Genomic DNA, 977 nt, shown 5'->3' on the forward strand with positions numbered 1-977 from the left:
ACTGGCTAAACTTTGCTTCGAGCCAGAGCTAGCGGGCTGGAACGGCATCGGCTTCGTCATTCAGGCTTACCAGAAACGCTGCCCACAAGTAATCGATGAGTTGATTGATCTCGCCAAGCGCAGCCAGCGCCGCCTGATGATAAGGCTGGTGAAAGGTGCTTATTGGGACAGTGAAATTAAACGCACGCAAATAGAAGGGTTGGAGGATTACCCAGTATTTACCCGCAAGATTTATACCGACCTTTCCTATCTTGCCTGTGCGCGCAAATTGCTCTCCGTGCCGTACTATATTTATCCTCAGTTCGCTACCCATAACGCCCATACCCTAGCGGCAATTTACCATTTTGCCGGCCAAAATTACTACCCGGGTCAGTACGAGTTCCAGTGCCTGCACGGCATGGGCGAACCGCTTTATGACCAGGTAGTGGGTAAAATCTCCGATGGCAAACTCAACCGGCCCTGTCGGATATATGCCCCCGTCGGCACGCATGAAACCCTACTGGCCTATCTAGTGCGGCGTTTGCTAGAAAATGGCGCCAATACCTCGTTCGTCAATCGCATCGCCGATATCGCCGTGCCGCTGGAGCAGCTAATTGCCGATCCAGTGCAGGAAGTGAGCGCCCTCGCGGTGGGAGAAGGACGCGCTGGCCTTCCCCATCCGAAAATCCCTTTGCCGCGCGATCTTTATGGCCCGCAACGGCGCAATTCCGCCGGACTGGATCTGGCCAATGAGCACCGGCTGGCATCCCTATCAGCCGCGTTACTTCATAGCGAACATCAAACTTGGCAAGCTGTACCGGTCATCGTAGGCAAGGCGAGCGACGGCCCGATGCATCCGGTGCACAATCCGGCGGACAATCGGGATGTGGTGGGTGAATACCGGCCTGCAACTCGTGAAGAGGTAACGCAGGCATTGGCCGCCGCCGCTCACCGCGGCACGCTCTGGTCTGCCACGCCGCCCACCGAGCGTGCCGCGG

Annotated in this window: 1 protein-coding gene; it reads left to right on the plus strand. The window is 57.0% G+C overall.

The annotated features are described in order from the left end of the window. On the plus strand, window positions 1-977 hold a 977-nt coding region (locus tag BG74_RS18305; RefSeq protein ID WP_244267482.1), incomplete at both ends, for a proline dehydrogenase family protein.

Origin of the sequence: Sodalis-like endosymbiont of Proechinophthirus fluctus, from assembly GCF_001602625.1 — a bacterium.
Classification (GTDB): domain Bacteria; phylum Pseudomonadota; class Gammaproteobacteria; order Enterobacterales; family Enterobacteriaceae.